The organism is Streptomyces sp. NPDC002577 (genome assembly GCF_053594815.1).
The window spans coordinates 130,458-151,486 of record NZ_JBSFWK010000017.1; the positions used below are offsets into that span (position 1 = coordinate 130,458).

Sequence of the window (21,029 nt, forward strand, 5' to 3'; positions counted from 1 at the left end):
CTCAGCTCCTCGCCAAACTCGCCGTCGCGGCCAGGCCGCCCGCGATGCGGCCGAAGACCGCGCCGCGCAGCACCGAGGTCGAGCCGGTGTAGTTGGTGTAGTACATGCCGGTGAGTTCTCCGGCCGCGTACAGGCCGGGGACCGGGTTGCCGTCGAGGTCCAGCACCTCGGCCCGCTCGTTGGTCTTCAGACCGCCGAAGGTGAAGACGTTCGAGGCGATGATCGGGTACGCGTGGTAGGGGGCGGTGTCGACCGGCCGGGCCCAGTTGGACTTGGGCGGGGCGAGTCCGTCGGTGGCCAGCCCGTCCGTCTCCAGCGGCCGGAACTCGCCGCCGGTGCATGCCTTGTTGTACTCGGCGACGGTGTCGGCCAGTGCCCTCGCGGGGATCTCCAGCTTGGCCGCCAGCTCCTCCAGGGTCGCCGCGGTGATGGCGGGCTGGTCGCTGCGCACCGCCGTGGCCAGGCCCGGCACGTCCTCGCTGCGCGCGTCGAAGACGGCGTACGCGATGCCGTCCGGCTGGGCGTGGATACGCCGGGCGACCCGCTCGTACCAGGCGTCGACGGGGCCGGGCGCCTCGTCGGTGAACCGGCGGCCCTCCTTGTTGACGAGGATGCCGTACGGGAAGGAGAAGACGGCCGCCTCCGCGATGCCCGAGCGGGGGTCCACCGGCTCGGCGTGGAAGAGGCTGAAGTCGCCGGCGGTGGCCGCCCCGACGGCCAGGCCCATCACCAGACCGTCGCCCTTGTTGTAGTGACCGCCGCGGGCGACGGGACGGGTGTGGCGGCCGCCGCGCCCGTGGTAGCGGGCCGTCATCTCGGCGTTGCCCTCGTATCCGCCGCAGGCGAGCATGACCCGGCCGCGCAGCTCCCGGACCGTGCCGCCGGAGGCCGCCCGGACACCGGTGACCGTGCCGTCGGCGTCCTGCACGAGCGAGCGAGCGGTGGTCTCGTACCGGAACGTCACCCCGGCCGCCTCCGCGGCCGCGGTGAGCGCCTCCACCAGGGCCAGACCGCCGCCGACCGGCATGAGCCGGGTGGTGGAAGTGGTCAGGAACGGGGTCGGCAGGGACTCGAACCGCACCCCGTGGGAGGCGATCCAGCGCAGTGTCGGGCCCGCGGACCCGGCCAGCTCGGCGACGACCTCCGGGCTCACGGTGCTCAGCGACTTCAGCGGCGCGGACCAGGAGGCGGGCGCGCGCAGGGACTCCACCATCAGCGACGGGTCGGGGTACCCCGTGAAGTCGCCGAGCAGCCGCTCCTCGAAGTCGTCGGAGACCTCGTCCAGCGACTTCATGCGCAGGAACGCCTCGGTGTGGCGGGTGTTGCCGCCCGCGTCGGAGCGGGGCGCCCGCTCCACCACGGCGACCCGGGCTCCGGCCTCGGCGGCGGCGAGCGCGGCGGTCAGCCCGGCGACGCCGGAGCCGACGACCACGACGTCGTACTCGGTCTCGTGCGCGGTCATGCGGTCCTCCCGGTCAGCTCGGCGATGATGTCGTCCGCCGTGCGCACGGCCGCGAACATCGGCAGGATTCGGGTCATCGCGATGTCGTGCAGTTCGGGGTCGAACGAGGCGCACATGTCCTCGACGACGGTCACCTGCAGTCCGCTGTCCACCGCGTGGCGCGCGGTCGACTCGACCACCAGGTTGGTGGCCACGCCGCCCAGTACGACATGGCGCACTCCTGCGCCGAGCAGCATCTGCAGCAGCGGTGTGCCGTTGAAGGCTCCGACCCCGCCCTTGTCCACCACGGGCTCGGCGGGCAGCGGGGCGAGCGGGCTGACGATCCGGGCGCCCGGCGCGGTGGCCAGCATCGCGCGCTCACGCGGGTAGGCGTCGAAGCGCGCGGAGCGGTTGGTCCGCAACTCGTAGGAGGGGTCGAAGGCGAGCCGGACGTGCACGACGTAGGCGCCGGCGTCGCGGGCCGCGGTCAGCACCTTCTCGGCTGCGGCCAGTACGCCGCGCTTTTCGACCTGTTCGGCGAGGGCCGGCATGCGCAGGTGCTCGCCCTGCTCGCAGAGGGCGACCTGGTAGTCCAGCATCAGCAGGGCCGTGCGGCCCGGCGGGGTCTCGGTCATCTCGGACTCGTTTCGTTGCGTGCGGGGGTATGCGTACGGGCACGGGTTCCGGTCACCACGCGGACCAGCCGCCGTCGACGTAGACGATCTGGCCGGTCATGTAGCGGCCGGCGTCGGAGGCGAGCAGCAGGAGCGGGCCGTCGAGGTCCTCGCCGGGCACGCCGAGCCGGCCGAGCATGGTGCGCTCCGAGAACCAGTCGAGCCGTTCCGGGTCGTCGCCGAGGGCGGCGGTCATCTCGGTGGGGTAGAACACGGCCGGGGCCAGGCAGTTGACCCGTACTCCCTGCCGGCCGAGCTCGGCAGCCAGGGAGCGGGTGAGGTTGCCGATGCCGGCCTTCGACGCGTAGTACGCGGACTCGGGCACGGGCCCGACCCGCTCGGCGTACACCGTCGAGAAGTTGACGATCGAGCCGCGCTTCCGCCCGGCCATCAGCCTGCCTGCGGCCCGGTTGAGCAGCCAGGTGCCGGTGAGGTTGACGTCGAGGACGCGCCGCCACTCGTCGAGCGTGGTCTCGAAGGCCTCCTTGCGGAGCATCACCCCGGCGGCGTTGACCAGGATGTCGAGGCGCCCGTCGGGGTCGGCGGCGTGCGCGACCAGGGTCTCCACCTGGTCCTCGCGGGTGACGTCCACGCGCAGTGCGCGGGCCTTCGCGCCGGCCGCGAGCAGAGTCCCGACGGTGGCGTCCAGGTCGGCGCCGCGCGACGGCAGGTCGGCGACCACCACCTCGGCGCCCTCCCGGGCCAGCGCCAGCGCCGCGTGCGCGCCGAGACCGCCCTTCGCCGCGCCGGTGACCAGCGCCCGCCGCCCGGTCAGATCGAACAGTTCGCCGCTCATGCGGACTTCGCCTCCTCCCTCGCCGACAGCCCGGCGATCCGGCCGAAGACGGCGGCCTTGCCGATGGAGGTGCCCGTGACGTATCCGGCGCCGTGCAGACCGCCGGTGATCTCGCCGGCCGCGTACAGACCGGGGATGACCTCGCCGTACACGTCGAGGACCCGGGCCCGGGGGTCGATGGTCAGGCCGCAGTACGTGGCCAGTACGACGGTGGTGGACGGGTGGGCGTAGAAGGGCGCGGTGGCCATGGGGGTCGGACGCCCGACCCCGCCCGACAGGGTTCGCCTGCCGAGGGGGTCGGCGATGCCCTGCTCGATCGCGGTGTTGTACTCCGTGACCGTGGCTGTGAGCGCGTCCGCCGGGATGTCCAGCTGCTTCGCCAGCTCCTCCAGGGTGTCGGCCCGCTTCAGCAGGCCGCCCGCCAGCCGGGCGGCGAAGTCGTAGATCGGCACGCTCGCGTCGCTCAGCGCCATCACACGGGCGTCGAAGATCTGGTGGGCGATGCCGCCGTCCTGGGCCAGGCAGGCGTCGCCGATCACCTTGTACGGCAGCGACTCGTCGATGAACCGCTGTCCGCCGCCGTTGACCGCGATCGCGCCCTTGTAGACGGCGAGGATGCCGGTGCCGCCCTCGGCGCCGCCGGGGTCCGGGTGGATACCGAACGTGCCCTTGATGTACGGGGTGTCGATGACCCCGGCGCCGGCCTTCCAGGCCATCAGCAGCCCGTCGCCGGTGCTGCCCGCGCCGCCGCCGCGCAGCGCCCGCTCCATCTGTGGGGCGAACCGGGCCAGCAGTTCGGGGTTCTGGGAGAAGCCTCCGGAGGCGAGAACCACCGCCCGGGCCCGCAGCGTCCCGCCGTCCGTGGTGACGCCGACGACCCGGCCGTCCTCGACCAGCAGCCGCCGCACCGGGGTCCCGGGCAGGAAGTCCGCGCCGAGCTCCCGTGCCCGGTCCAGCAGCGTGGCGACCAGCACCCGTGTGTCGGTGGGGTGGGAGCGCGGCACGCTCTGCCCGGACGCGGCGTGCACCTCCCCGTACGCGATGCCGAGGCCGCGCAGCCACCGGTACGTGGCCAGCTGCTCGGCGCAGTACGTGTCGACCAGGGCCGGATCGTTGCGGTGCTGTCCGGTCTCCAGCAGGTCGCGGCGGAGCAGCCCGGCATCGTCGGCGATGCCCTCGGCGGCCTGCTCGTCGGTGCCGGCGAAGGCGGACAGACCCGCGCTGAGCACCGTGCTGCCGCCGATGTCGGGTTGCTTCTCGCAGATCACGACGCGGGCCCCGGCCTCCGCCGCGGCCACGGCCGCGGCAAGACCGGCCAGTCCGGCGCCGGCCACCACCACATCAGCCATGGCTGTACCGCCTTTCCAGCGCGGTGTATTCGGGGAGTCCGAAGAGGGACTGCCGGTCGGCCCACGGCAGCAGATGCGGCGTACGGCTGCTGGTCTCCCCCGCGGTGCGCAGGTGGGCGAGCGCCTCGCGGCCGGCCTGCAGCATGCTGCGCATCAGGTAGTTGGCGAACAGCGCGACGGAGAAGCCGAGTTCGGCCAGCTGGGCGGCGCTCAGCTCCGGAGTCTTGCCGCCCTCGACCATGTTGGCCACCAGCGGCACGCCTGCGAGTTCGGTGCCGATGGTGCGCATCTCCTCGACGCTGCGCGGCGCCTCGACGAAGATCATGTCGGCGCCGGCCTCCACATAGCGGTGGGCGCGCTTGATCGCCTCGTCCAGGCCGAGCACCCCGCGGGCATCGGTCCGGGCCACGATGACAAGCGCGGAGTCGCCACGCGCGGCGACGGCGGCCTCGATCTTGGCCCGCATCTCGTCGGCGCTGATCAGCTGATGCTCGTCGAAGTGGCCGCAGCGCTTGGCGAGCACCTGGTCCTCCAGTTGCACCGCGGCGGCACCGGCGGCCTCCAGCAGACGGACCGTGCGCATCACCGACAGCGCCCCGCCGTAGCCGGTGTCGGCGTCGACGATCAGCGGCAGGTCGGTGGCGGCGGCCAGTCGGGCGACGTGGTCCACGACCTCCCGCTGTGAGATCAGCCCGATGTCGGGCAGCCCGTACTGGGCGTTGGCGAGGCCCGCCCCGGTCACGTACGCCGTGGCGAAACCGGCCTCCTCGACCAGCCGCAGCCCGGCCGCGTCCGTCACCCCGGGGGTGATCAGCGTCTCGCCCGCGGTCAGCAGCCGGCGCAGCTCGCGGCGACGCTGTTCGGCGGAGCGGCCGGGGAGGGTCGCGGGGGTGCTCACAGGTGGACCCCCGGCCGGTCCTCGGCCCCCAGGTGCAGCGCGCTGAAGGCGGTGCCGAGCGGGTCCGCGAACAGGAAGGCATGTCCGACGGCGGCGGTGACGTCCTGGAAGCGGCGGTGCAGCGGGTGGTCGAGATACGCGACCCGGCCGCTGGAGGCGCGCATCAGGCGGGTGACGGCGGCTCCCGCCTCCTGCGCGGCGCGGGCGACGTCGTACCGGTAGAAGGCGCGCGCCTCGCGGCTCGGCCACTCGCCGGCCTCGGCGATGGAGGTGAGTTCGACGGCGGCGCGGCGCAGCTTGAGCCGCCCGGCGTCGACGGCGTAGAGGTTCTCGGCCAGCTGGCTCTGGATGAGCGCGTCGTCGCGGAGCATGCCGCCGTAGTTGGAGCGGCGGCTGCGGGTGGCCTTCACCCACTCGTCGACGAAGCCCTGGGCCGCACCCAGCGCACCGGCGGCGATGATGAGGTTGAAGACGACGGCCCACGGCAGCCGGTACAACGCGCCGGAGTTGAGCTCCCTCCCGGGCAGCGGGGTACCCAGGTAGTACGTGTAGTCGACGTGCGACTGGCCTCGGTGCTCGGGCACGAACAGCTCGTCCACCACGATGTCGTTGCTGCCGGTGGCGGCCAGGCCGGCGGTGCGCCAGGTGTCCTCGATCCGGTACTGGCCCCGGTCCAGGATCACCGAGGTGAAGTCGGCGACGTCGTGGCCGTTCCACTCCCGGGTACCGGCTATACCGCCGAGGATCACCCCGTCGCAGTGCAGGCTGCCGGAGGAGAACGACCAGCGGCCGGACACCCGGTAGCCGCCGTCGACCCGCTCGATCCGGCCGGTGGGGGTGTACGAGGAGGCGATCGCCCGGTCGGGGTTCTCGCCCCAGATCTCCTGCTGGGTCTGCTCCGGGAAGAGCGCGATCTGCCAGGGGTGCACGCCGACCACGGCGGTCACCCAGCCGGCGGCCGGGTTGGCGCGGCCGACCTCGACGACGGCGTCGAGGAACTCGGCCAGGGGCACTTCGCCGCCGCCCCAGCGGGCGGGCTGCAATGCGCGCAGGACCCCGGTTTCGTTCAGCTGTTTCCAGGCGACGTCGGTGAGACGCCGCTGCCCGGCCCCGGCCCCGGCCGCGTCCTCGGCGGCCAGGGCGGGCGCGGCGGCGCGCACCGCTTCAACGATGGACATGTGTTCCTGCCTCAAGAACGAAGGAGCGAAGGAGCGAAGGAGCGAAGGAGCGGCACATGATCGGGCACCACTCCACGAATAGATCGTTCGCTACAGGGAATGGGGCGCAGTGGCCCCTCGGTCGTACGGCATGGGGGATCAGATCGCGTACGGCGCGTCCGGTCAGGACGCGAGCTGCTCCCGGTAACCGCCGTAGCTCCCGCGGTAGAAGATGAGCGGGCCGCCCGCCTGCTGCGCGCCGAGGTCGACGACGCGCCCGAGCGCGAGGAAGTGGTCGCCCGCCTCGTGCACGCGCTCCAGCCTGCAGTCGATCCAGGAGAGGGCGTCGTCCAGCACCGGGGCACCGGAGGCGCCCGGCTGCCAGCCCAGGGAGCCGAACTTGTCGGCGCCGCGGGTGGCGAAGAGCCGGCAGACGTCCTGGTGGTCCTCGCCCAGGACGTTGACGCAGAAGGCGCCCGCCTCCCTGATGCGCGGCCAGGTGGTCGAGGACGAGTCGGGGAAGAAGCCGACCAGTGCGGGGCTCAGCGACACCGAGGTGAAGGAGCCGACGGCCATGCCGACCGGCGCTCCTTCGTGCATCGCGGTGACCACGGCAACACCGGTCGGGTAGCCGCCGAGTACGCGCCGGAAGTGTGCGGGGTCGATCTCGCCGGCCGGGCGCGTGCCGCGGTCCCGGCTGATCGGCGACGGAGGCTGCAGGGTTTCGGACATCGAGGTGTCCCTTCGGGATGTGCCGGGAGATGTGTGCGGCCGCGGTGTGCGGCCCGAGCCGGTCAGAAGGTGCCCTGGACGAAGCCGGAGACCAGGTTGGCGAACATCTCCGGGTACTCGATCTGGCTCCAGTGCCCGCACTTGGGCACGATGTGCAGCCGCGCGTTCGGGATGTGCTGGGCGAGGTAGTGGCTGCACTCGACCGGCACGATCTTGTCCTCGCGGGCCGCGATGACGAGCACGTCCTGCTGGATCGTCGCCAGCTCCTCCGGCTGCCAGCCGATCTTCGGGCCGGCCGTGAAGTCGAAGGTGGCCAGGTGCGAGCGCTTGACCTCCTCCCGGGTCGCGCGGGGGACCCGGATCGCGGCGATCTCGTTCAGCCGGTCGCCGAACGAGGCCGGGTCGTACACGAAGAGGGACAGCAGCTCGGCCATCGCCTCCTCGGTCGGGTCGTCGTAGAAGTTGATCAGCTTGGCGAGGCCGGGCAGCGGCTTGAGGCCGGGCATGCCGCCACTGCCCATGAGGATCACCTTGTCGACCCGCTCCGGGCGCTCCAGCACCATCGCCAGCGACATCTGACCGCCGTAGGAGTTCCCGACGAGGGTGACCTTGTCGACGCCCAGCTTGTCCAGCAGCTGCCAGGTGGCCGCGAGCCGGAGCTCGGTGAAGGCGGCCATGCCGCGCGGCGGCGGGTTGGGGTGGTCGGAGTCACCGAAGCCCAGCGTGTCAGGGGCGATGCAGTAGTAGCGGTCCCCCAGGTCTCCGATCAGCCGCTCCCAGTTGGACAGGCCGGTGACGCCGGGGCCTGAGCCGTGCAGGAAGAGCAGCGCCTGGGCCGAGGGGTCACCGGCGGTGCTGACGTGGAGGGTGTGGTCGCCGACCGGGATGTCGGTGGCGGTGATGGGGGCGGTCATTCCGCATTCCTCTCAAGGGAGTTGAGCTCGGGGGAGTTCGACTCGGGGGACTTCGGCTCAGGGGAGTTCGGCTTGTTGAACAGCGCGAAGGGCAGCTCGTCGCGGTGCCTGGTGCCCTGGTGGCCCCAGATCTTGGTGCGGGTGTAGGTGGCCGGCTCCCAGAGGCTGTCGTCCACCTGCAGGCCGCCGTGGCCGTACTCCAGGTGGAAGCCCGCCGGCGTGTAGAGGTAGAAGGACGTCATCAGGTCGTTGGTGTGCCGGCCGAGCGTCAGCACGATCGGCACGTCGCGCTCCTCGCACAGGTCGTACGCGGTGCCGACGTCGTCGAGCGAGGCGACCTCGACCATCAGGTGCTGGAAGCCGCTCGCGCCCGGCACCTCGGCGATGGCCAGCGAGTGGTGACGGCCGTTGACGTGGTAGAACTGCGCGTTCAGCGGCGGGTCGATGATCCGGTCGGACAGCTTGAAGCCGAGCACCTCGGTGAAGAAGTCGTTGGCCTGCCGCATGTCGGGAACGACCAGCACCGCGTGGCCGAGGCCCTGCTCGCCGGTGACGAAGCCCGAGATCGCCCGGCCGGGGCGGAAGCTCGCCGGATGGCGGGACTGGCCCCAGGTCAGCTCGTGGCGGTTGCCGAACGGATCGATGAACCAGGACAGACCCGCGACGGCCCGCTCCTCCAACAGGTCCGGCTTGCCCTCGTGCACCTCGATGCCGTGCTCGGTCAGGCGGTGCGCCAGCGCCCGGAGGTTGGCCGGCGTGCGGACGTTCCAGCCGAGGTATTCGTTGGCGTGCTCCTCGCCGGGGTGGACGGCGAGCCGGTAGTCGGCGTCGTCGACCTTCAGGCGCACCGCACCGTCGGGGCCACGCCCGGCGACCTGCATGCCGAGCACCTCGGGGCCGAACGTCAGCCACTCCTCGTGACCGGGAGAGGAGAAGCCGATGTAGCTGAGCGAGTGGATCACAGTTGCACCTCCGGAGGAGTGGCGCCCAGCGCGCGGGCGGCGTAGGCGAGGCCGACCGCGTCCGGGACGAGGAACGCGTGGCCGAGGGCGGTGACGATGTCCTGGTAGCGGCGGTGGAGCGGGTGGTCGAGGTAGGCGACCCGGCCGCTGGAGTTGCGGTACAGGTCGGCGATCGCGTCACCCACCAGTTCGCAGCCGCGGTTGATGTCCCAGCGGTAGCGGGCCCGTACGTCCTTGGTGATGTGGACGCCCGCCTCGGCGGCCTCGGTGATCTCGGTGGCGGCACGGCGCATCTTCGTGATCGCGGCGTCCAGCGTCCAGTAGGCCTGGGCGAGATGACGTTGCGTCAGCGGGTCGTCGCGGTAGAGGCCGCCCCAGTTGCCCCGCCGGGTCCTGTTGATCTCCGTCCACTCGTCCAGGAAGCCCTGGGCCATGCCCAGCGCCGGGGCCACCAGCACGAGGTTGAACATGGTCGCCCACGGAAGGGCGTACCGCGGGCCGGGGTTGGTCTCCTGGCCCGGCGCACGGACGCCGGGCACGTACTCGTAGCGGATGTGCGAGAGGAACCGGCGGGCGGGGACGAAGGCGTCCTCGACCACGATGTCCTTGCTGCCGGTGGCCTTGAGGCCCGCGGTGTGCCAGTTGTCGTCGATGCGGTACTGGTCCCGCAGCAGGATGATCGAGCCGTAGTCCGGGACCCGGACGCCGTCCGCGACCTCGGCCTCACCGGCCACGCCGCCGAGGATCACACCGTGCCCGTGGTCGCAGCCCGACGAGAACGACCACCGGCCGCTCACCCGGTATCCGCCGTCGGCCGGGACGACCTGCCCGGTCGGCGCGTACGACGAGGACAGCATGCGGGAGGGGTCCTCGCCCCACAGCTCCTGCTGGGTCTCCTCCGGGAACAGGGCGCTCTGCCAGGGATGCGACCCGACGACCCCGGAGACCCAGCCGGCCGCGGGCGCGACCCGGGCGATCTCGAAGACCGCGTCGAGGAACTCGGCCAAGGGCAGCTCTCCACCGCCCCAGCGGGCGGGCTGGAGGGCGCGCAGCACGCCGGTCTCCTGCAGGTACTTCCACGTCGTATCGGTAAGGCGCCGCTCTTCCGAGCCCAGCGCCTCTTCGGCAGCCAACTCCGCGGAGAGCTGCCGGACCTTCTCAGTGATCATCACAGACGACCCCTTTCACCACACCGATGTAGTGAGAGATGCTTCCCTGTAGCGATCGCTTTAGGGAGTTCATGAGCCGGAAACGTAGACCGGCTCGGAGGGCTTGGCAAGAGGTCCGACAGCAGAACCCGCACAAAGACGCGTCGAAGACCGCTCCGCCCGAGACCACGGCAGAGCACTTGAGGTCCGCTCGACCAAGGCCACGTGATAGAAGAAACTCGTGGCCAGGAAGACGGAGCGCACCAGCAGGCAGGGCGACGAGTCACGCAAGCGGATACTCGAGGCGACCCTGGAGATCGCCGCCGAGCGCGGCTACGACGGCACGTCCGTCGCACTCGTCACCGAGCGGACCGGCCTGCCCGCGAGCTCGATCTACTGGCACTTCGGCAACAAGGACGGGCTGGTCGCGGCGGTCCTCGAGCACAGCTACCGCGCGTGGCGCGAGCATGCGCCGGACTGGGACTCCGCCGCGCCGCCGGAGCGCCGCGGCGAGACCCTGCAGGCCGTGCTGCGCCAGGTCGACCGGGCGTTCGTCGACAAGCCGGAGTTCTGGCGGCTGGGGCTGATGCTGGCTCTCGGCAAGTACGCCAAGGAGCCCGCCGCCAGGGCTCGGTTCCTTCAGGTCCGCGGCGAGAGCCTGGAGCGGGTGGCCGGCTGGTGGTCCAGGGTGCTGCCCGCGGAGGTGCTCCAGGACGCCCCGGAGATTCCACGCGTCCTCGCACAGCTCAACGTCGCGACCACCGACGGCTTCTTCCTTGCGGCCCGGGCCGACGGCGACTGGGACTTCACCCGACTGCTCAACATGCTCGCGGTGGGGTTGGACGCCGCGGCCGACCTGCTCGTGCAGCGTGTGCGGGCGGGCGCCGCGCCCCCGCCCGGGGCCGCTGAGAACCCGGGCCGGGCTGCTGCCGCCTCGCCTGCGGCTACGACCTCGTCCGCGCCGGAGGGGGACGACTCCCGGCTGCGCATCCTGTCCGCAGCCGCCGAGATCGCCGCCGAGCGGGGCTACGAGGGGACGAGTATCGCGCGCGTCTGCACACGTTCGGGACTGACGGTGGCGTCCCTGTACTGGTACTTCAAGGACAAAGACGAGCTGTTCGCCTCGGTCCTGGAGCACAGCTTCGAGCAGTGGTCGAAAGGGCAGGCCACCTGGGGGCCGGTCGCCGAACCTGCGGGGCGGGCGGCGGGTCTGCGTGCCACCCTCAGCCGGTCCCTGAGCAGCCTCGCCGCGGCGCCGGACTTCATGCGGATCGGCCACATGCTGACGCTGGAGCAGCGCGAGACCGAACCGACCGCCCGCGTGTTGTTCCTCGACATCCGGCGCCGCGTCCTGGACTCGATGACCGAATGGTTCGCTGCGAACCTCGGTGAGGAGACATCGGCCCGCGACCCCGAACTGCCTTCGCGGCTGGCCATGTTGCTGATGGCCATCTCGGACGGCCTGTTCATCGCGGAGCAGGTCGGGGACTTCTGGGACCTCGAGACCTTCGTCCACGTCATCGTCGACATGATCGAGGCGATCATCGCCGATGCCGCGGCGCCGCCTGCGGCGGGCTGAGTGAGCACTCCGGCGCGCACCGCGGCATTCAGCGCGGTCCGCAGCGCCGCACGCCCGACACATGAGCGTCGGCACCACGAGTCGGGCTGGAGAACGGGCAGCGGCCCCTCACGCTGACGGGTCGCCGGCCGCGCTCACCGCCCCTGCCAGCGCGGCTCGCGCTTCTCCAGAAAGGCGCGGGCGCCCTCCTTCTGGTCCTCGGAGAGGTAGACGTCCGGGCCCGGGTCCAGCCGGATCGCGGTGTGGGGCGACATGCCCGCGGTCTTGCGGTAGGTGAGCTTCAGGCGCTGGAGCGAGAGCGGTGCGGAGGAGACCACGTCTCCGAGGAAGTCCATTGCGCGGTCCATGAGTTCGTCGGCGGGGACCACCCGGTTCAGCAGGCCCCACCGCTCCATCTCGTCCACGCCGATCCGGCGGCCGGTGTACAGCCACTCCATCGCGATGCCGGGCGGTACCGTCACGGGAAGCATCACGGAGGCGAAGTGTGCACCGCGCCCTCTCTTCGCCTCCGGGACGGCGAAGAACGCGGTGTCCGCCGCGATCCTCATGTCACAGGCCAGAACGAATTCGAAGCCTCCCGCCATGGCGGGCCCGTTGATGATGGCGAGGGTGGGCTTGCGGCTGTCGATCATGACTTCGAAGAGGCTACGGCGGTTGTTGTGCAGCGGCCCGTAGAACGGCTTCCCGGCGTCTGCCAGATCGCGGGCTCCCTTCAGGTCCGCTCCGGAGCAGAAGGCCGTGCCGGAGCCGGTGAAGGCGATCGCGTAGACCTCGGGGTCGTGGTCCGCCTCCACGATGGCGTCGACGAGCAGGTCGTTCAGCTCGGAGTTGAGGGCGTTGCGCACCTCGGGCCGGTTGAGCGTGAGCAGTCTGACCCGGCCCACTGTCTCGACCTTGAGGATGGCGTCGGTCATGGCACGTCCTTTCGTGTGCGTCAGGAGAAGAGACTCAGAGCTGGTAGGACGGGGGCTCACCGCGAACGGTCACCCACTGCACGTCCGTGAAGGCGTCGAGGTTGGCGGTGTGACCGCCGTGCCGCGCCGCGGTGCCGGACGCGCCGAGGCCGCCGAACGGCGCGGTCGGCTCGTCGTTGATCGTCTGGTCGTTGATGTGCACCAGCCCGGTGGGGATGCGTTCGGCCAGGTCCAGAGCCTTCGTCACGTCCCGCGTGAGAATGCCCAGCGACAGTCCGTAAGGGGAGTCGGCGGCGAGCGCGGCCGCCTCGTCCGGATCGGCGAAGGTGACGATCGGCGCCACCGGGCCGAATGTCTCCTGCGCGTATGCCGGGGCGTTCACCGGCACCCTGCCGAGCACCGTCGGCCGGTAGAAGAGACCGTCGTAGGAACCGCCGGCACAGAGGGTCGCGCCGGCGGCGACGCTGGCCGTGACAAGGCCGTGGACCTTGTCCCGCTGGCCTTCGTCGATGATCGGCCCGTAGCCCACGTCCGCTCGCGTGGGGTCACCGACGACGATGCCGTCCGCGATACGTGCCAGCTCCTCGGCGTACGCGTCCGCGACATCCTCGTGGACCAAGTGGCGTCCCGTGGCCATGCAGATCTGGCCGGCATGCCGGAACGAGCCGAACGCGCCGGCTGCCGCCGCCCGCTTGACGTCCGTGTCGTCCATGACGATCAGGGCGGAGTTGCCCCCGAGCTCCAGGTGGACGCGCTTGAGCATCTCGGCGGCGGTCCTGGCGATCGCCTTCCCGCCCCGGGTCGAGCCGGTGAAGGCGATGACCGGCACCTGGGGGTGACGCACCAGCGCCTCACCGGCGTCGGCACCGCCGGGCAGCATGTGGAGCACGCCCTCGGGCAGGCCCGCTTCCTCGAAGATCCGGGCGATCACGACGCCGCCGCTCACCGCGGTACGCGGATCCGGTTTGAGGACGACGGCATTGCCCAGAGCGAGCGCCGGAGCGACCGACCGGAGGGCCAGCAGCAGCGGCGCGTTGAAGGGTGCGATCACCCCGACCACACCCACCGGCCTGCGCCGGGCCAGGGACAGGCGGGGCTTTCCGGAACGCAGCAGTTCGCCGTACGGCACACCGGCCAACGCGGAGGCCTCGTAGCACTCCTGGGCGGCCACGCCCTGAGCGCCGAGGGCCATGGCGAGCGCGGCGCCCGACTCCCGGGCCGTCCACTCCGCGATCTCCGCGGCATGCTGCTCGAAGAGCAGCCCGGCCCGCCGCAGTACGGCGGCGCGGGCGTCGTAGGGCAGCGCGGCCCAGCCGGTCTGGGCGCGGCGGGCACGGCGGACGGCGGCGTCGACAGCGTCGGCGTCGGCCCTGCCCATCCGGGCCAGCTCCGATCCCGTCGCGGGCTCGGTGACCGGGAAGGTGTCCGGGGTGCTCGACCAGCCGTCGGAGAAGACCTTGCCCTCCCACACGGAGGGCTGCAGCAGTGTCATGGTGGCCCTGGCCCTACGAGTCGCTCGGGTTCGCGGACGTCGTACCCGCCACCTTGGCGTCGACGAGCTGCTGTGCCTCGCGCGTGCTGTAGCCCAGCGACTGGAGGACCTCGAGGGTGTGCTCGCCCAGCAGCGGCGGCGCCGACTGGTTCGGCAGGTAGGCGCCGTCCACCGTGAGGGGCAGGCTGATCACCTCCAGGTCCGGCACGTTGGGGTGCGGCAGCGGGGTGACCATCCCGACCGCCTGGACCTGCGGGTCGTCGGCGACCTCGTGCACCGGCCGGACCGGTGCGCTCGGCACGCCCGCCCGGGCCAGCAGCGCGAGCAGTTCCTCGGCGGTGAACCGCTGGGTGGCCTCGGAGACAGCCTGGTTGACCTCCGCGCGGCGCGCGGCACGCTCGGCGTTGGAGCCGAATCCCTCCCGCTCCATCAGTTCGGTGGCGTCCATGACGGTGACGAGCCTGGTCCACAGGGTCTGGTTGCCCGCGGAGATGAAGACATAGCGGTCGTCGCCGGTGGGGAACGCGCCGTAGGGGACGACGCCGGGGTGGCCCGACCCCAGGTTCTTCGGCGCCGGGTTGCCGGCCCTGGAGCTCATGACCTTCTGGTCGACCCAGGACAGGGCGGTCTGCAGGAGCGAGACCTCGACGTGGCTTCCCTTGCCGGTCTTCTCCCTGGCCAGCAGGGCGTTGAGGATGCCGATGGCGGCCCACATGCCGGTGCCCTTGTCCAGGATCGACAGCGGGACGCGAAGCGGCGGGCCGTCGCCGGTGCCGAGCAGGTCCACGATGCCGGTGTACGCCTGCAGCAGGGGGTCGTAGGCGGGTTCCATGGCGCGCGGACCGGCCGCTCCGAACCCGCTCATCTCGCAGTAGACGATCCGCGGGTTGAGTTCGCTGATCCGCTCGGGGGTGAAGCCGGCCTTGGCCAGGGTGCCCGGCCGCAGGTTCTGCACCAGGACGTCGGAGCTCTGGATCAGCCGCTCGAGCACCTCGTGGCCGCGCGAGTCCTTGAAGTCCAGCTCAAGGCTTTTCTTGTTCCGGTTCAGGCCCAGGAAGGCCAGGGGTTCGCTGTCCCAGTACGGCGGTGCCCAGCCGCGGGTGTCGTCACCGCTGCCGATGCGCTCGACCTTGATCACCTCGGCGCCGAGGTCGCCGAGGATCTGCCCGGTCGTGGGGCCGGCGACGCTCGTACCGATCTCGACCACCCGGATCCCGTCGAGGGATCCGGGCTCGGTGCCCACGGGAATCTGGCCCACGGGAGTCTGGGGGGTCATCGTGCGTTCCACTTCTTTCAGAGGGCGAGTCAGAGGGCGAGTTCTCAGAGTTCCGTGGCCGCGTCGTGCGAGATCCGCGCCTCGACGGCATCGCGTGCGGCGGAGGTGATGGGCGCCTTCCAGGGGCTCGGGCAGTGCCGGTAGACCTCGGGGCCGAGCCGGAAGTGCTGCGCCTCCTCCTGCGTCTCCACCAGAGGCATGTCCATGGCGTACAGCGCGCTGCCCCTCGGGCGCGGGCCCGCCTTGCTGACCTTGCCGTACAGCTCGTGCCCGACGACCTCCTCCGCGAGGTGCGCGGCCTCGATGAGGCGGGCGAGGTCGATACCGGTGTCGATGCCCTCCTCCTCCAGGAGGTCGACGAGATCCTCGGTGGGGATCATCTTCGTGGCCCGGCCGTTGCCGCAGTACGGGCAGCCGCCCATGCCGCCCACCGAGCTGTCGAGGACGAGCGTGTGGTCGCCGGTGAGCGACCGCAGCGCCATGTACGCCGAGGTCAGCGCGGTGCCGCGGGCGTCGTGGAGATGCAGGTGGAAGGTGGTGACCTGCGGCCATGCCTCGCGGATGGCGAGGATCTGCTGCTCGACCGCCCGGGGGGTGTTCCAGCTCATCGGGTCGCCGATCCACACCCGGGTGGGCGTGATGCCGGCGGCGGTCCAGGCGTCCGTCTGGAGCCGCAGGAGCTCCATGCGCCGCTCCAGGTCGAACGGCCCGAGCCAGTTGGAACCCCAGGCCGCGTTGATGCCGACCATCGCCTCGGTGACGCCTCTGGCGACCGCCGCCTCGATGGCGCGCGGCAGTGCGGCAATCTCGTCCGCCTGGGACCTGTTGGTGTTGCGCCGTACGAAGACGTCGCACAGGTGGATGGTCGTGCGGACGATGCGATCCTGTGGAGCGAGGGGCGGTACGTATGCCGCGCGGCGCTCGACCCCGCGCGCGTTCAGCGCGAGTGCGGTGTACTTCACGCCCGGAGCGGGGGTGAGGCGCTGGATGATTTCCTCGATGTGCTCCATCTGCGGCACCCACTTGGGGCTGACGAAGGAGCCCACCTGGATGGTCCTGAGTCCGGTGGCGGACAGCGCGTCGAGCAGGCGCACCTTGGCTTCGACCGGGATGGCCGCGCTCTCGATCTGCATGCCCTCCCGCATGCCTTCCTCGATGATCTCCACCTTCGGCAGGTCGGGATTCACGGTCGGTCACCTCCGTACAGGGGGATTCGGGACGAGGGGTGCGACGGGCGGGTGAGGGGTTCTTGAAGCTGCGTCAGGTCGCCGTCCCGCAGGACGGCGCGCAGCCCGGCGGCGAGGTCCGCTCCCTCTGCGGTACTCCATCCGGCGGCGCGGCAGGCCTCGAGGGCCTTGCCCGTGAGGTCGTCGTCGGACAGGGGATTGCGGGCGTCGCCCCGGCTGACGTCCACCCGCCGGGTGAGGACGGAGCCGTCGGTACGGCGGACGCTGACGACGGCGTAGCGCGTCACGGAGCCCGCAGGGGCGTCCGGGGCCGCCGCCTCCGCGACCCGGACCTTGTCCATGACTGCTTGCACGGCCGGGTCGGCCAGCCGGCGGTCCGTGAAGTCCGCGAGGGTCACCTGGCCGTGGAGGAGTGCGCGGGCGACCGTGTACTCCATGCTGAACTTGCCTTCGAGGCCGGTCGTGGGCCGGTGGTCGAGGAGCGGGCGGAGACCGGTGGGGTGCACCAGGACCTCGACTTCCGCGATCCGCGGGTCACCGCCCAGTTCGGCCCGGAGGCCGATGGCCGCGTCGATGGCCCGGTGGGTGCCGTAGCAGGACGGATACCGCTTGATCACCCAGTCCGTGACCCATGCGCGCTCCCAGTGTTCGAGGCGTTCCGGTAGGGCGGCCTGCAGGCCGGACTCGGCCTCGCCGAACAGCGCGAAGAAGCCGCCGCGCGACTCGAGTTGGGCGGCATTGGCGGTGAACCCGCGTTCGGCGAGCCCCACCGCCATCACAGCGTCCCGCGCGGCCAGACCGGCGTGCAGCGGCTTGGTCATCGTTCCGAAGTTGGCGAGGGCGCCGCCGGCCGTCGACGCGGCGATGCCCAGCGCCCGCTGGGTCCGGCCGGCGTCCAGCCCGGCGACCCGGGCGACCGCCGCAGTCGCGGCGAGCCGTCCGGTCGTGGCGGTGTTGTGCCAGCCCCTGCCGTAGTGCACCGAGAGGGGCAGTGCCTCGGACACCGCACGGAAGACAGCCGACCCGACGTTGTAGGCCTCGACGAACGTGGCCGTGTCGACGGGCGCGACACACGCACGCGCGACCAGCGCCGGGAACAGTACCGCTGCCGGGTGGATGGGCATGGACGGCGAAGCGTCGTCCCAGTCCAGGGCATGGGCGGCGGTGCCGTTGGCGAGCGCGGCCGCGGCGGGCGCCAGGCGCTGCCCGGTACCCCAGACCACGGCCGGCCCGGGAGCGGCCTCGTCCCCGAGCCAGGCCAGGAGCGTGCGCACCGCGTCGGTGTCCACCGCGGCGATCGACACCGCGGCGGTGTCGATCAGCGCGGAGACGACGGCGTCGGTGTTGGGCACACCGGTGGAGCGGTCGCGTGGCCGCACCGCGAACCGTGCCAGGGCGGCGGTGGCCCCCGACTGCGCGTCGGGGACCGCCTCGCGGCGAGGTGTGGTCAAGGCCGCCATGGGTCAGTACGACTTCGGCATACCGAGGTCGCGGTGCGCGATGCCGGCGAGGACGAGGTTGGTCGAGATGGGGGCGATCAGCGGGCCCCGCGCGGCACGGAACTTCTGCTCGATGCCGTACTCCGATGCCAGACCGGCACCGCCGAAGGTGTCCATGGCGGCGTTCGCCGCGTTCCACTGGGCCTTGGAGGACAGCAGCTTGGCCGTGTTGGCGTAGAAGCCGTCCCGGCTGCCCTCGGCGAAGATCTTGGCTGCCTGCCACCGCATCATGCTGGCGGCGCGCAGCTCCGTGAAGGCGGAGGCCAGCGGGAACTGGATGCCCTGGTTCATGCCGATCGGGCGGCCGAAGACCTCGCGCTCCTTGGCGTACTGCACCGCGCGGTCGATGAAGTACAGACCTGCGCCGATGTACTCGGAGGAGACCAGGATCCGCTCGGAGTTCATACCGCTGAGGATGACCTTGAAGCCCTTGCCCTCCTCGCCGATCCGGTTCTCCACCGGGACCTTGAGGTCGGTGATGGTGAGCTGGTTGGTCGAGTGTCCGCTCATCACCTTGATCGGCCGGTACTCGATCTGGCCGTTCTCCTTGGCCTCGCGGACGTCCACGAGGAGCACCGTGATGCCGTCGGTCTTCTTCTCGACCTCCTCGTACCGCTTCGTGCGGACGAGGAGCAGCATGAGGTCGGTCTGGTGGAAGCGGGAAGTGAACATCTTCCCGCCGTTGACGATGTAGTGGTCGCCCTCGCGCCGGGCGAAGGTGCGGATGCGGGTGGTGTCTGAGCCCGCGTCCGGCTCGGTGATGCCGAAGGACTGCAGCCGCAGTCCGTCCTTGGCGATCTGCGGAAGCCACTTCTGCTTCTGCTCGTCGGTGCCGTGCCGGAGCACGGCGCCCATCTGGTACATCTGCGCGTGGATCGAACCCGCGCTGCCGCCCCAGCGGTTGAGCGTCTCGAGGAAGAGCGCGGCGTCGGGGACGGTGCCGCCGCCACCGCCGTACTCCTCGGGGATGAGCATCGAGAGCCAGCCGCCGTCGGTGAGCTCCTTGACGTACTCGTCCGGGTGGCGGCCCTCGGCGTCGACCTCCTGCCAGTACTGCATGTCGAACTTCTTGGCCACGTCCGACACCGCGTCCCGGAGAGCTTCCTGCTCCTCGGTCAGAATGTCCTCGGCCAGCCAGTCATGAGCCATGTCGTGACCTCCTCGTTGAATGGTTTGTGCGTGGGTCGGGTCAGGGGGTCGCGGCCTGCACCGCGACGTCGAGGAGCAGGGGTGTGGTGCGACTGCCGAGCGTCGGGATGATGCGGTCGAGCTCCTCGACCAGCCGGCTGTGCCCCTCCACGCGGATCGCGGGGCAGCCGAGGCCCTGGGCGAGCGTGGAGACGCTGATCTCGCCGAAGTCCGGCCACGGCGGCTTGCCTCCGTGGCCCGCTGCCAGCCGGTTCATCACGGCGTACCCGCCGTTGGAGAGGATGACGAACAGCGTGCCGACCCCGTAGTGCTGAGCGCTCCACAGCCCCTGGATGTTGTAGAGGGAGGCGCCGTCGCCGATGAGGGCGACCACCGGTCGGTCCGGGCGGGCCATGCGGACACCGATGGAGGCGGGAAGGGCGAAGCCCAGTCCGCCCTGGGCCACGGTGACGAAGCCGAAGGGCTTGCGTGCGGGCATGAGATCGAGGAGGAGCCGGCGGGTCGAGGGGCTCTCCTCGAAGACCGTCGCCTCGGCCGGCAGTCTCTTCGCGATCTCGGCGTACACGTGCTCGGCGCGCAGCACGCCGGTGTCCTCGGGGACCACGGTGGTGAGCCGGCGAGCGGGAAGTGAGCCCCGGCGCCTCGGGACCCGGTCCACCAGGTCCTCGACGATGTCGCCCACCGAGCCCACGACCGCCAGGTCGACGGCGCTGTAGGCGGCTTCCTCCGGGTCGGCCGTGACGACGGCGACCTTCGTACCGGGGTTGACGAAGCGTCCCGGTTCCCAGGTGCCCTGGCGGAAGGCCGGGCCGCCGACGACCAGGACGAGGTCATGGGGGCTGAGGGTCTCGCGGAGGGCCGAGCGCCCGGGAGGCAGATGGCCCTGGAAGTGTGCGGAGTCCTGGGGAAACCCTGCCTGCGCGCCGTGGGCCTCCTGCCACACGGGGCAGTTCAGACGCTCGGCGAGGGCGGTGAGTGCGGACCAGGACTGAGAGTCGTCCGCCCCGGGCCCGGTGACGATGGCCGGGGACTGGGCCTGTCCCAGCAGTGCGGCGAGTTCCTCGCCCACCAGGGGATCAGCGGCGCGGCTGACACGCAGGGCCTTGGGGGCGGCCACGGCGACCGTCTCGTCCGCGGGCTCCGCCCAGTCGTTCATGGGGACGATCACCACGGCGGGGCCGCGCTCAAGGACCGCCTCGTGCCAGGCACGCGCGATGGCCCCGGGAACGTCCGCGGCGCGCACCGGCTGGCGGATCGAGACCGGGTAGGTGCCGGCAAGACCCTCGAGGTGGCCGGCGAGGAACGGCTCGGACGCGACATGGCGGCGGTCCTGCTGACCGATGAGGATCACCAGGGGTGCCCGGTTCGTCCGCGCGGTCGCGATGGCGCCGACCGCGTTGCCGAAGCCCGCGGTCGTGTGCAGCAGGACGAGCGCCGGCTTGCCGGTGCCCAGCGCGTAGCCGGACGCCATCCCGATGACCGACCCCTCGTGCAGCGCGAGAACGAAGTCGAGGTCGTCCGGCAGGTCCGTGAGGAAGGCGACCTCCGTGGACCCGGGGTTGGAGAAGACGCGGACCATGCCCAGGTCGCGCAGGACGTCGAAGACCGCGTCACGGACAGTGCGCATTGACCACTCCTCTCAGGTGACCGGAAGCCGACCCGATTCCAAATGACCGGATCTCGAAACCGGTTGGAGGCAATCCGCCTCGGCAGTGACCATCTTCTGGATCACGGCTGTCCCCCAGGGACGTCCTCGCACTCAGCGGAAGACGTCTTGAGCCCCATACGGCACGGCCAACGCACCCGCGCCCATGCCGTGCGGGCCTTCGCGGTCCGGCGGCGACGGGGGCTGCCGCCGCTGG

18 protein-coding genes are annotated in these 21,029 nt (G+C 71.4%); 1 reads left to right on the top strand and 17 read right to left on the bottom strand.

Annotated features, from left to right (window positions below):
- Position 1: 1 nt before the first annotated feature.
- The 10 genes from tcuA to ACWD4J_RS22670 all read right to left on the bottom strand — a co-directional run bounded on the left by tcuA (position 2) and on the right by ACWD4J_RS22670 (position 10,092).
- Positions 2-1,462: an FAD-dependent tricarballylate dehydrogenase TcuA gene (gene tcuA / locus ACWD4J_RS22625; protein WP_451397211.1), complete on the bottom strand. Its 1,461-nt coding sequence runs from the start codon at positions 1,460-1,462 to the stop codon at positions 2-4.
- A complete protein-coding gene (locus ACWD4J_RS22630) occupies positions 1,459-2,076 on the bottom strand; it encodes a cysteine hydrolase family protein (RefSeq protein WP_451397212.1) in 618 nt (205 codons plus the stop codon). The genes tcuA and ACWD4J_RS22630 overlap by 4 nt, the downstream gene beginning before the upstream one ends.
- 52 nt (positions 2,077-2,128) lie before the next feature.
- Entirely contained in the window at positions 2,129-2,911 is a 783-nt protein-coding gene (locus ACWD4J_RS22635; RefSeq protein WP_451397213.1) for an SDR family NAD(P)-dependent oxidoreductase, read from the bottom strand.
- Positions 2,908-4,260, bottom strand: a complete 1,353-nt coding sequence (locus ACWD4J_RS22640) for an FAD-dependent oxidoreductase (protein ID WP_451397214.1) — start codon at positions 4,258-4,260, stop codon at positions 2,908-2,910. Before ACWD4J_RS22640 ends, ACWD4J_RS22635 begins: the two co-directional genes overlap by 4 nt.
- Entirely contained in the window at positions 4,253-5,158 is a 906-nt protein-coding gene (locus tag ACWD4J_RS22645; protein WP_451397215.1) for an isocitrate lyase/PEP mutase family protein, read from the bottom strand. The genes ACWD4J_RS22640 and ACWD4J_RS22645 overlap by 8 nt, the downstream gene beginning before the upstream one ends.
- Positions 5,155-6,336, bottom strand: coding sequence for an acyl-CoA dehydrogenase family protein (locus tag ACWD4J_RS22650; RefSeq protein WP_451397216.1), 1,182 nt, complete (start codon positions 6,334-6,336; stop codon positions 5,155-5,157). The genes ACWD4J_RS22645 and ACWD4J_RS22650 overlap by 4 nt, the downstream gene beginning before the upstream one ends.
- 162 nt (positions 6,337-6,498) lie before the next feature.
- Positions 6,499-7,047 (bottom strand): flavin reductase family protein, encoded by a 549-nt coding sequence (locus tag ACWD4J_RS22655; RefSeq protein WP_451397217.1) that lies wholly within the window; start codon positions 7,045-7,047, stop codon positions 6,499-6,501.
- Between the two features lie 62 nt (positions 7,048-7,109).
- Positions 7,110-7,961: an alpha/beta fold hydrolase gene (locus ACWD4J_RS22660; protein ID WP_451397218.1), complete on the bottom strand. Its 852-nt coding sequence runs from the start codon at positions 7,959-7,961 to the stop codon at positions 7,110-7,112.
- A complete protein-coding gene (locus ACWD4J_RS22665) occupies positions 7,958-8,923 on the bottom strand; it encodes a VOC family protein (protein ID WP_451397219.1) in 966 nt (321 codons plus the stop codon). Before ACWD4J_RS22665 ends, ACWD4J_RS22660 begins: the two co-directional genes overlap by 4 nt.
- Positions 8,920-10,092 (bottom strand): hypothetical protein, encoded by a 1,173-nt coding sequence (locus tag ACWD4J_RS22670; RefSeq protein WP_451397220.1) that lies wholly within the window; start codon positions 10,090-10,092, stop codon positions 8,920-8,922. Before ACWD4J_RS22670 ends, ACWD4J_RS22665 begins: the two co-directional genes overlap by 4 nt.
- 220 nt (positions 10,093-10,312) lie before the next feature.
- On the opposite strand from ACWD4J_RS22670, the gene ACWD4J_RS22675 reads away from it, so the two are divergent.
- Complete coding sequence (locus ACWD4J_RS22675; protein WP_451397221.1) at positions 10,313-11,650, top strand: TetR/AcrR family transcriptional regulator; 1,338 nt, start codon at positions 10,313-10,315, stop codon at positions 11,648-11,650.
- Positions 11,651-11,784: 134 nt separating this feature from the next.
- Here the strand turns inward: ACWD4J_RS22675 and ACWD4J_RS22680 are convergent, their stop codons facing one another.
- The 7 genes from ACWD4J_RS22680 to ACWD4J_RS22710 are packed head-to-tail and all read right to left on the bottom strand — an operon-like array spanning position 11,785 to position 20,794.
- Positions 11,785-12,564, bottom strand: coding sequence for an enoyl-CoA hydratase/isomerase family protein (locus ACWD4J_RS22680; RefSeq protein WP_451397222.1), 780 nt, complete (start codon positions 12,562-12,564; stop codon positions 11,785-11,787).
- Between the two features lie 34 nt (positions 12,565-12,598).
- Positions 12,599-14,056, bottom strand: coding sequence for an aldehyde dehydrogenase family protein (locus ACWD4J_RS22685; RefSeq protein ID WP_451397223.1), 1,458 nt, complete (start codon positions 14,054-14,056; stop codon positions 12,599-12,601).
- A 13-nt stretch (positions 14,057-14,069) separates the two neighbouring features.
- Positions 14,070-15,332: a CaiB/BaiF CoA transferase family protein gene (locus tag ACWD4J_RS22690; RefSeq protein WP_451397224.1), complete on the bottom strand. Its 1,263-nt coding sequence runs from the start codon at positions 15,330-15,332 to the stop codon at positions 14,070-14,072.
- A 44-nt stretch (positions 15,333-15,376) separates the two neighbouring features.
- Positions 15,377-16,519 (bottom strand): hypothetical protein, encoded by a 1,143-nt coding sequence (locus ACWD4J_RS22695; RefSeq protein WP_451397225.1) that lies wholly within the window; start codon positions 16,517-16,519, stop codon positions 15,377-15,379.
- Positions 16,516-17,970: an MmgE/PrpD family protein gene (locus ACWD4J_RS22700; protein ID WP_451397226.1), complete on the bottom strand. Its 1,455-nt coding sequence runs from the start codon at positions 17,968-17,970 to the stop codon at positions 16,516-16,518. Before ACWD4J_RS22700 ends, ACWD4J_RS22695 begins: the two co-directional genes overlap by 4 nt.
- Before the next feature lie 12 nt (positions 17,971-17,982).
- Positions 17,983-19,167: an acyl-CoA dehydrogenase family protein gene (locus tag ACWD4J_RS22705; protein WP_451397227.1), complete on the bottom strand. Its 1,185-nt coding sequence runs from the start codon at positions 19,165-19,167 to the stop codon at positions 17,983-17,985.
- A 40-nt stretch (positions 19,168-19,207) separates the two neighbouring features.
- Positions 19,208-20,794, bottom strand: coding sequence for a thiamine pyrophosphate-binding protein (locus tag ACWD4J_RS22710; RefSeq protein WP_451397228.1), 1,587 nt, complete (start codon positions 20,792-20,794; stop codon positions 19,208-19,210).
- Positions 20,795-21,029 lie beyond the last annotated feature (235 nt).

Coding starts and splice junctions, on each gene's coding strand:
- tcuA (WP_451397211.1), bottom strand. CDS start 1,462: ATGACCGCGCACGAGACCGAGTACGACGTCGTGGTCGTCGGCTCCGGC.
- ACWD4J_RS22630 (WP_451397212.1), bottom strand. CDS start 2,076: ATGACCGAGACCCCGCCGGGCCGCACGGCCCTGCTGATGCTGGACTAC.
- ACWD4J_RS22635 (WP_451397213.1), bottom strand. CDS start 2,911: ATGAGCGGCGAACTGTTCGATCTGACCGGGCGGCGGGCGCTGGTCACC.
- ACWD4J_RS22640 (WP_451397214.1), bottom strand. CDS start 4,260: ATGGCTGATGTGGTGGTGGCCGGCGCCGGACTGGCCGGTCTTGCCGCG.
- ACWD4J_RS22650 (WP_451397216.1), bottom strand. CDS start 6,336: ATGTCCATCGTTGAAGCGGTGCGCGCCGCCGCGCCCGCCCTGGCCGCC.
- ACWD4J_RS22655 (WP_451397217.1), bottom strand. CDS start 7,047: ATGTCCGAAACCCTGCAGCCTCCGTCGCCGATCAGCCGGGACCGCGGC.
- ACWD4J_RS22660 (WP_451397218.1), bottom strand. CDS start 7,961: ATGACCGCCCCCATCACCGCCACCGACATCCCGGTCGGCGACCACACC.
- ACWD4J_RS22670 (WP_451397220.1), bottom strand. CDS start 10,092: ATGATCACTGAGAAGGTCCGGCAGCTCTCCGCGGAGTTGGCTGCCGAA.
- ACWD4J_RS22680 (WP_451397222.1), bottom strand. CDS start 12,564: ATGACCGACGCCATCCTCAAGGTCGAGACAGTGGGCCGGGTCAGACTG.
- ACWD4J_RS22685 (WP_451397223.1), bottom strand. CDS start 14,056: ATGACACTGCTGCAGCCCTCCGTGTGGGAGGGCAAGGTCTTCTCCGAC.
- ACWD4J_RS22690 (WP_451397224.1), bottom strand. CDS start 15,332: ATGACCCCCCAGACTCCCGTGGGCCAGATTCCCGTGGGCACCGAGCCC.
- ACWD4J_RS22705 (WP_451397227.1), bottom strand. CDS start 19,167: ATGGCTCATGACTGGCTGGCCGAGGACATTCTGACCGAGGAGCAGGAA.
- ACWD4J_RS22710 (WP_451397228.1), bottom strand. CDS start 20,794: ATGCGCACTGTCCGTGACGCGGTCTTCGACGTCCTGCGCGACCTGGGC.